Source organism: Brachybacterium sp. AOP43-C2-M15 (genome assembly GCF_052446295.1).
Classification (GTDB): domain Bacteria; phylum Actinomycetota; class Actinomycetes; order Actinomycetales; family Dermabacteraceae; genus Brachybacterium.
The window spans coordinates 19,883-27,887 of sequence record NZ_JBQSWB010000029.1 but is presented as its reverse complement, the minus strand read 5'-3'; the positions used below and the strand labels follow the sequence as shown (position 1 = coordinate 27,887).

Genomic DNA, 8,005 nt, shown 5'->3' with positions numbered 1-8,005 from the left:
TGATCTGCTCGGTGGTGGTGCTCTCGGTCTTGTCGGTATCCATCGTGCGCCTCCGTCGGGGAGTCGAGGACTGCTGTCGACAAGAAGCAGACACTGTGCCGGAGCGGCATACTCCAGACCCAGGAGCACAGGTGTGACGCACGCCACATCCAGGAGGGTCGCTGCGGAGCTGAGGTCAGTACGGCGGCAGATCGCCGGGCGGGTGCAGGTCGCCGTCGTGCCCGACCCACCAGCCGTCCTCCTGCCTGGCCATCATCAGTCCTGACGCCTCCCACCAGGTCGTGCCCGCGAGATCGTCGCGCACCGGGTCCAGTAGGCCCAGCGTCTTCCGTCGGTGATGCTCGCGGCAGAGCTCGTGCAGGTTCTCCGCGTCGGTCGGGCCGCCGGCGGCCGGGTCGGCGTGGTCGTACTCCTCGATGTGGTCGGTCTCGGACAGGCTCGAGGAGGGACGCCCGCAGCCGGGCACGGCGCACGTGGGATGGCGCAGCAGCAGGTGCTCGCGCATCTCGGCGGTGGGACGGTACCGATCGGCCGGTGCGGGGAGGAACCGACCCGAGCTGGGGTCGGTGAGCACGCGGTACCAGGTGCTCTCGCGCCCCGCGAGGTTCCGCGCCATCTCCGCGGGGACCGGGATGGTGCCGTCGAGCATGCCGGGGGCGTCCGACTGGCCGAGGAGCGTCAGCGCCGGCACGGTGAGATTCACGCGAAGCCCCGGACCGGGCACCGCGACGCCATCCGTCGCGAGCGCAGAGCTCATCAGGACGTTGTACCGGGTGCGGGCGAGGGAGGGGATCCGAAAGCTGGACTCGATCTCCCCACCCGGGTCGATCGGGAGCACGGTGCCCTCCTCGAGGGCACGGTGCTGGGCGTCGCGCACCGCATGGGCGGCCCGGTCCAGCCGCTGGGCGAGGTCGAGGATCTCCGGGATCGGTCCGATGACGCGCAGGCAGCCGATGCCGTTGGGACGTGGCGGGTCCAGAACGACCCGTCGGCAGTTCTCCGGCCGGGCGTGCTCCGGCTCCTCGCTGCGGGCGGTCGCTGCGGTGAGGAGATGCCCGAGCAGGCGGGAGAACACCTCGGGCGAGACGGTGGGGTCGGTGCGGGAGAGCTCGACGTCGAGCCGTCGCAGTGCATCCTCCTCGAGGCCCCGGGTGCGCTCCAGCAGCTTCTCGAACCAGGGCGAGGGGAGTTCCCCGCGCCCGAGCCGTGCGAGGCACAGGGGCAGGAGAGTGCACACACGATGCGCCTCACGGATCGCGGCGGCGGCCTGTGCTCGAGTGCAGCGGAGGGCCAGCGAGACGTGGAGCTCCTCCATCGCGATCGCCTCTCGGGAAGGCGCCTCCGAGGACAGCGGGTCGTGGGTCGACGCTGTGATCGCACGGTATCGGGCGGCGCGACGACGGGAGTCCTCCGTGGTCCCGTCCCAGAGCGACTCCAGTGCCTCGACCGCCTGCGGGGTGCGCTGCGCGCCGGCCCGCCGGACGTTCTCCCGGGTCGCGGAGCGGCGCCGGTTCCGGCGGGCCCGTGCGAGGGACATCGCGGTGGCCGCTTCCGCGCTCGGCGGCGCGAGCAGCAGCGGCTCGTCGCTGTCCTCGAACTCGACCATCGACTCTCGCCCCCTTGCGGTCCACGGCGGGGAACGACCGCGCCGATGCGTCGAATGCACGTCCTGTTCTACGGCGCGGAGAACTTCTCCGCCAGGTGTGTGGACAACTCCGAAGGCATCATGACCTGCGGGGACAGTCGGGCGATCGCCCGTTCGATTCGAGGGTGCGGCACGGAACGCGACGGCAGCGACCCTCCGCGGAGGATCGCCGCCGTGTCCCGCGGGAAGGCTCGAGTCGCTCCCCGCGCGACGTTCAGAGCCAGTCGCCCTGCGCCGCTCTCTTCTCGGTGCCGATGGTGGTGTCCGGGCCATGGCCGGTGTGGACCACCGTGTCCTCCGGCAGCGCGAACAGTCGCTCCCTCACGGACTCCTCGATCGTCTCCCGGGAGGAGAAGGAGCGACCGGTCGCGCCGGGGCCGCCCTGGAACAGGGTGTCGCCGGTGAACACGGCGCCGAGCTCCTCGGAGTAGTAGCAGGTCGAGCCGGGGGAGTGGCCCGGGGTGTGCAGCGCCTCGAGGTTCACCCCGGCGATCGTGAACATGTCACCGTCGGCGACGTCGCCGTCCCAGGGCAGATCCCCGTGGGTGAGCTGCCAGACCTCGCGGTCCGCCGGGTTCAGCAGGATCGGGGCCTCGAGCGCCTCCGAGAGCTCCGGGGCGAAGCGCACGTGGTCGTCGTGCGCGTGGGTGAGCAGGATGCCGACGCATTCGCGCTCGCCCACCAGCGTCTCGACCGCCTGGACGTCGTGCGGGGCGTCGAAGACGACGCACTGCTCGTCGTCGCCGAGCACCCACACGTTGTTCTCCACCTCATGGGTCTCGCCGTCCAGGGAGAAGGTGCCCGAGGTGACGGCATGGGAGAGGCGCGCGGTCATCGGGCCACCTCCGCCACGGTGCGCAGGTTCGCCCCGTCGTGCAGTCCGTCCAGCGCGGCATCGACGCCCGCGAGGTCGGTGCGACCGGTGACGAAGCGGTCCAGCGGCAGCCGGCCCTGCAGGAACAGGTCGATGAGGTACGGGAAGTCCCGCTCGGGCAGACAGTCGCCGTACCAGGAGGACTTCAGCGCACCGCCGCGCCCGAACACGTCCAGCAGCGGCAGGGTGAGCTCCACGTCGGGGCGCGGCACGCCCACGAGCACCACGCGCCCGGCGAGGTCGCGGGCGTAGAACGCGGTCTCGTAGGTCTGCGGGATGCCCACGGCGTCGACCACCACGTCAGCCCCGTAGCCGTCGGTGAGCTCCTGGACCTTCTCCGCCACCTGCTGCGGGGAGAGGTCCTTGGTGAGCACGGTGTGGGTGGCGCCGAGCTCCTCGGCGGCGGCGAGCTTCTGCTCGTCCACGTCCAGGCCGATGATCGTGGTGGCTCCGGCGAGCTTCGCGCCGGCGATCGCTGCGCAGCCCACGCCGCCCAGGCCGATGACGGCCAGGGACTCGCCGCGCTGCACGGCGCCGGTGTTGATCGCGGCGCCGATGCCGGCCATCACCCCGCAGCCCAGCAGCCCGGCGACCTCGGCCGGGGCGTCCTCGGAGACCTTCGTGCACTGCCCCTCGTGGACGAGGGTCTTCTCGGAGAAGGAGCCGATGCCGAGCGCCGCGGTGAGCTCGGTGCCGTCGGCCAGCGTCATGGGCTTCGAGGCGTTGTGGGTCGCGAAGCAGTACTGCTGCACGCCCTTCTTGCAGGCTCGGCACTGCCCGCAGACGGCGCGCCAGTTCAGCACGACGTAGTCGCCGACCTCGACGTGGGTGACCGAGTCGCCGATCACGGAGACGCGGCCGGCGGACTCGTGGCCGAGCAGGAAGGGGAACTCGTCGTTGATGCCGCCGTCGCGGTAGGCGAGGTCGGTGTGGCACACCCCGGTCGCCTCGATGTCGACGACCACGTCGTTCGGGCCCGGGTCGGGGATGACGATGTCGAGCAGCTCCGCCGGCTGCTTCTCGGTGCGGGCGACGACGCCCTTCACGGTCCAGGACATGCTGGCCTCCTTCGAGGTCGATGGGTCCTGGCCAGCCTATCGTCGGTCCGCAGGCCGCCGCTGCGTGCGCCCCGGGTGCTCCTGTGGGCCGTGGTGACCGATGACGCCGTCCGCACCGGCCGCGTCACCTCCTAGAATGGTCCGCGGTGCCCGCCCCCCGGTGCGCGCATCCCCGTGACCTCCAGGACGAAAGCGAACCCCGTGTCCGAGACATCCTCCGCGCCCGGCGGCGCGACCGCGATCGACGAACAGACGATCACCGCCGCCGTCGATGCCGCGCTCGCCGCGATCGCCGCGGCCGCCACCACCGCCGAGCTCAAGCAGGTGCGCATCGAGCACGTGGGCGATGCCAGCGTGCTCTCGACCGCGAACCGTGCCATCAAGGATCTGCCCAAGGAGCAGAAGGCCGCCGCCGGCAAGCTCGTGGGCCAGGGCAAGGGCCGGGTGCAGAAGGCGCTCGCGGCGCGGCAGCAGGAGCTCGCCGCGGCCGAGGAGGAGGCGGCGCTCGCCGCGGAGACCGTGGACATGACGCTGCCCACGGACCGTCGGCCGCGAGGTGCCGCGCACCCGCTGACCACGCTCACCGACCGCATCGAGGACTTCTTCATAGGGATCGGGTGGGAGATCGCCGAGGGCCCGGAGGCGGAGTCGGCCTGGCTGAACTTCGACGCGCTGAACGCGGATCCCGAGCACCCCTCCCGCTCGCTGCAGGACACCCTGTACCTCGCGCCCGAGGGCTCCGGGATGCTGCTGCGCACCCAGACCTCGCCGGTGCAGATCCGCGCCATGCTCGAGCGCGGTGCACCTCTGTACGTGGCCTGCCCCGGCACCGTCTACCGGGCCGACGAGATCGACGCCACCCACTCGCCGATGTTCAACCAGGTCGAGGGCCTCGCCATCGACAAGGGCCTGACCATGGCGAACCTGGTCGGCACGCTCGACGCCCTGGCCGCGCACCTGTTCGGCGGCGCACCCGTCACGCGACTGCGCCCCAACCACTTCCCCTTCACCGAGCCCAGCGCCGAGATGGACTTCCGCTGCTTCGCCTGCGACGCGCGCCTGGGCCTGGAGCACGACGCCGACCCGGACTGTCGTGTGTGCGGCGGCACCGGCTGGATCGAGATGGGAGGCTGCGGCATGGTCCACCCGAACGTGCTGCGCGCCGCCGGGGTGGACCCCGAGGAGTACCAGGGCTTCGCCTTCGGCCTCGGCATCGAGCGCATCCTCATGCTGCGGAACGGCGTCGCGGACATGCGCGACATGGTGGAGGGCGACGTCCGCTTCTCCCAGCACTACGGGACGGAGATCTGACATGCCTCGCATTCCCCTGACCTGGCTCGCCGAGCACACCACCCTGCCCTCCGGCGCCGACGCCCAGCAGGTCGCCACCGACCTCTCGCGCGTCGGCCTCGAGGAGGAGGCGCTGTTCGGCGCGCAGGTGACCGGACCGCTCGTCGTGGGCCGTGTGCTCGAGCTCGTGAAGGAGCCGCAGAAGAACGGCAAGACCATCAACTGGGTGCGCGTGGACGTCGGCCCCGAGCACAACGAGGACGCCGACGACCCGAAGGACCCGCAGCCGGGCGAGGAGCGCCCCAGCCGCGGCATCATCTGCGGTGCCCACAACTTCGTCGCCGGCGACCTCGTGGTCGTCTCCCTGCCCGGCACCGTGCTGCCCGGAGACTTCACGATCGCCGCGCGGAAGACCTACGGCCACACCTCCGACGGCATGATCTGCTCCGGCGAGGAACTGGGACTGGGGCCGGACCCCGACGGCGAGGACGGCATCATCGTGCTCGGCCGCGGGCACGCGAGGGGCCTCGTCGCCGAGCCCGGCGACGACGCGATCGCGCTGCTGGGCCTCGCCGACGAGGTCGTCGAGATCAACGTGACCCCGGACCGCGGCTACTGCTTCTCGATGCGGGGCGTGGCCCGGGAGTACTCGCACGCCACCGGCGCTCCGTTCACCGATCCCGTGTCCGAGGTCGAGATCACCGCGACCCCGGGCGAGGGCGTCGGCGTCGAGCTCGCCGACGACGCCCCGCTGAACGGAGCCGAGGGCTGCACCCGCTTCGTGGCCCTCGAGGTGCGCGGCGTGGACCCCTCCGCGCAGACCCCGCGCTGGATGGCGCGCCGCCTCACCCTCGCCGGGATGCGGCCGATCTCCCTGATCGTCGACGTCACCAACTACGTGATGCTCGACCTGGGTCAGCCGCTGCACGCCTACGACGCCGAGGAGCTCGCCGAGCCGATCGTGGTGCGCCGTGCGCGGACGGGCGAGAAGCTCACCACGCTGGACGACGTGCAGCGCACCCTCGACCCCGAGGACCTGCTCATCACCGACTCCGAGGGAGCGGGTCGCGTGCTCGGTCTCGCGGGCGTCATGGGCGGTGAGGACACCGAGGTGGCGGCCACGACCACGAACATCGTGCTCGAGGCCGCGACCTTCGACCCCGTCTCCGTCGCGCGCACCGCTCGTCGCCACCGACTGCCCTCCGAGGCGTCCAAGCGCTTCGAGCGCGGGGTGGATCCGCAGCTGCCGCTCGTCGCCGCACACCGTGCGGCGCAGCTGATCGTCGAGCACGGCGGGGGAGAGATCTCCGCCGCCGTCACCGACGAGGGCGCCGTCACCGAGGCCGCCCCGATCACCCTGGGCCTGGCCGATGCGGAGCGCGTGGTGGGCATCGAGTACAGCCCCGAGCAGGTGCGGGGGAGTCTCGAGCAGATCGGCTGCGCCGTCGAGCCCGCGGGCGAGGACCAGCTGGTGGTGACCCCGCCGTCCTGGCGCCCGGACCTCACCATCCGCGAGGACCTGGTCGAGGAGGTCGCGCGCATGGTCGGCTACGAGCAGATCCCCTCCGTGCTGCCCACCGCCCCCGGCGGGCGCGGCCTCACCGTCGCCCAGCGTTCGCGCCGGGCGGCTCGCAGGGCGCTCGCGGAGGCCGGTCTCACCGAGGTGAACTCCGCGCCCTTCGTCGCCGAGAACGTGCTCGACCAGCTGCGCGTCCCGGCCGGCGACGCCCGCCGGCGGGCTGTGCGCCTGCTGAACCCCCTCGCGGAGGACGAGCCGCTGCTGCGCTCGGAGCTGCTGCAGACCCTGCTGCCGGTGGCCCGCCGCAACCTGGGCCGCGGCGAGGAGTCGGTCGCGATCTTCCAGAACGCCTCCGTGTTCCTCTCCCGCGGTGACGCCTCCCGCGCACCGGTCCCCGCAGCCGCCGAGCGACCTGGCGAGGCGGAGCTCGAGGAGATCCTCGGCGCGCTGCCCGAGCAGACCTCCGCCCTCGCGGGCGTGGTCGGCGGTGCCTCCGGCCCGGACTCCTGGCAGGGAGACCCCGAGCCCTGGGGCTGGGCCGACGCCCTCGACCTGGCGCGCCGCGCGGCCGCCGCGGTGGGCGCCGAGCTCGAGGTGCGCCAGGCTGAGCACGCCCCGTTCCACCCGGGCCGTGCCGCCGAGCTGCGCGTGACCACTGCAGAGGGGGACAGTGCCGTCGTCGGCCATGCCGGTGAGCTGCACCCCGCGGTGATCAAGGAGTTCGCCGTGCCCGCACGCACCGCGGCCTTCGAGCTCGACCTCGAGGCCGTGATCGCGGCGGCCCCCGCCGTGGTGCGCGCCGAGCCGGTGCCCACCTACCCGCTGGCCAAGGAGGACTTCGCCTTCGTGGTCGAGGAGACGGTGCCCGCGAGCGCCGTCGAGGCCGCGATCGTGGTCGGGATCGGCGACCTCGCCGAGTCCGTCCACCTCTTCGACGTCTTCACCGGGGAGCAGATCGGCGAGGGGAAGAAGTCCCTCGCCTTCGCGGTGCGGCTGCGCTCCGCCGAGGGCACGCTGAGCGCGGAGCAGATCGGTGCCGCCCGGGAGCGCTGCATCGCCGCGGTGGACTCCGCCGTGGGAGGTGTGCTGCGCGCATGAGCTCTCGCCCCGACGACGCAGACGACCTCCAGGCCCCGGCCCCGGGGCCGGCATCGGCTCCCGGGCCGCGGGCCGAGCCGGTCACCGCCCCCGCTGGGCAGCCGCCGAGGAACGGCACCATCGCCTGGGCGATCGGCTTCCTCGCCTACCTCCCGGTCCCGGTCCTCGGACTGATCGTGGCCGGGGTGGCCCAGCTCGTCGTCGGCCTCGGCCAGCGCAAGCACGGCGGACTCGCCGCGGTCAACGGGGTGCGCGCCGCCAACTGGGGTCTCACCCAGCTGTGCTGGCCCGTGCTGATGGCCGTGACCGTCCTCATCGGCGTGCTCACGGGGTCGCCCGGCGCGAGCGGCGGGGTGAGCTTCCACCCGGCGATGGAGGTCGTCACCTTCACGATGCTCGGACTGTTCTTCGTGGTCGCCCTGCTCGAGGCCGTCTACGCGATCGTCGGGACCGTGATGGCCTCCACGGGCCGACGGGTCCCTTTGCCGGTGATCCCCTTCCTGCGCACCCCGCGCCGCTGA

The 8,005-nt window shown here is 72.5% G+C and carries 6 protein-coding genes; 3 read left to right on the top strand and 3 right to left on the bottom strand.

Annotated elements, in window-relative coordinates:
* Nucleotides 1-175 precede the first annotated feature (175 nt).
* The 3 genes from ACT3SP_RS18265 to ACT3SP_RS18255 form a co-directional block, all read right to left on the bottom strand.
* Nucleotides 176-1,606, bottom strand: a complete 1,431-nt coding sequence (locus ACT3SP_RS18265) for an HNH endonuclease signature motif containing protein (protein ID WP_444588715.1) — start codon at nt 1,604-1,606, stop codon at nt 176-178.
* A gap of 253 nt (nt 1,607-1,859) precedes the next feature.
* Nucleotides 1,860-2,480: an MBL fold metallo-hydrolase gene (locus ACT3SP_RS18260; protein ID WP_444588714.1), complete on the bottom strand. Its 621-nt coding sequence runs from the start codon at nt 2,478-2,480 to the stop codon at nt 1,860-1,862.
* A complete protein-coding gene (locus tag ACT3SP_RS18255; protein WP_444588713.1) occupies nt 2,477-3,577 on the bottom strand; it encodes an S-(hydroxymethyl)mycothiol dehydrogenase in 1,101 nt (366 codons plus the stop codon). Before ACT3SP_RS18255 ends, ACT3SP_RS18260 begins: the two co-directional genes overlap by 4 nt.
* A 201-nt stretch (nt 3,578-3,778) precedes the next feature.
* Between ACT3SP_RS18255 and pheS the strand changes: the two genes are divergently transcribed.
* From pheS to ACT3SP_RS18240, 3 genes are read left to right on the top strand one after another with little or no spacing between them, the layout of a single operon-like run.
* Nucleotides 3,779-4,888, top strand: a complete 1,110-nt coding sequence (gene pheS / locus ACT3SP_RS18250) for a phenylalanine--tRNA ligase subunit alpha (RefSeq protein ID WP_444588712.1) — start codon at nt 3,779-3,781, stop codon at nt 4,886-4,888.
* A gap of 1 nt (nt 4,889) precedes the next feature.
* A complete protein-coding gene (gene pheT, locus ACT3SP_RS18245; RefSeq protein ID WP_444588711.1) occupies nt 4,890-7,484 on the top strand; it encodes a phenylalanine--tRNA ligase subunit beta in 2,595 nt (864 codons plus the stop codon).
* On the top strand, nt 7,481-8,005 hold the full coding sequence (locus ACT3SP_RS18240; RefSeq protein WP_444588710.1) for a hypothetical protein: 525 nt from the start codon (nt 7,481-7,483) through the stop codon (nt 8,003-8,005). Before pheT ends, ACT3SP_RS18240 begins: the two co-directional genes overlap by 4 nt.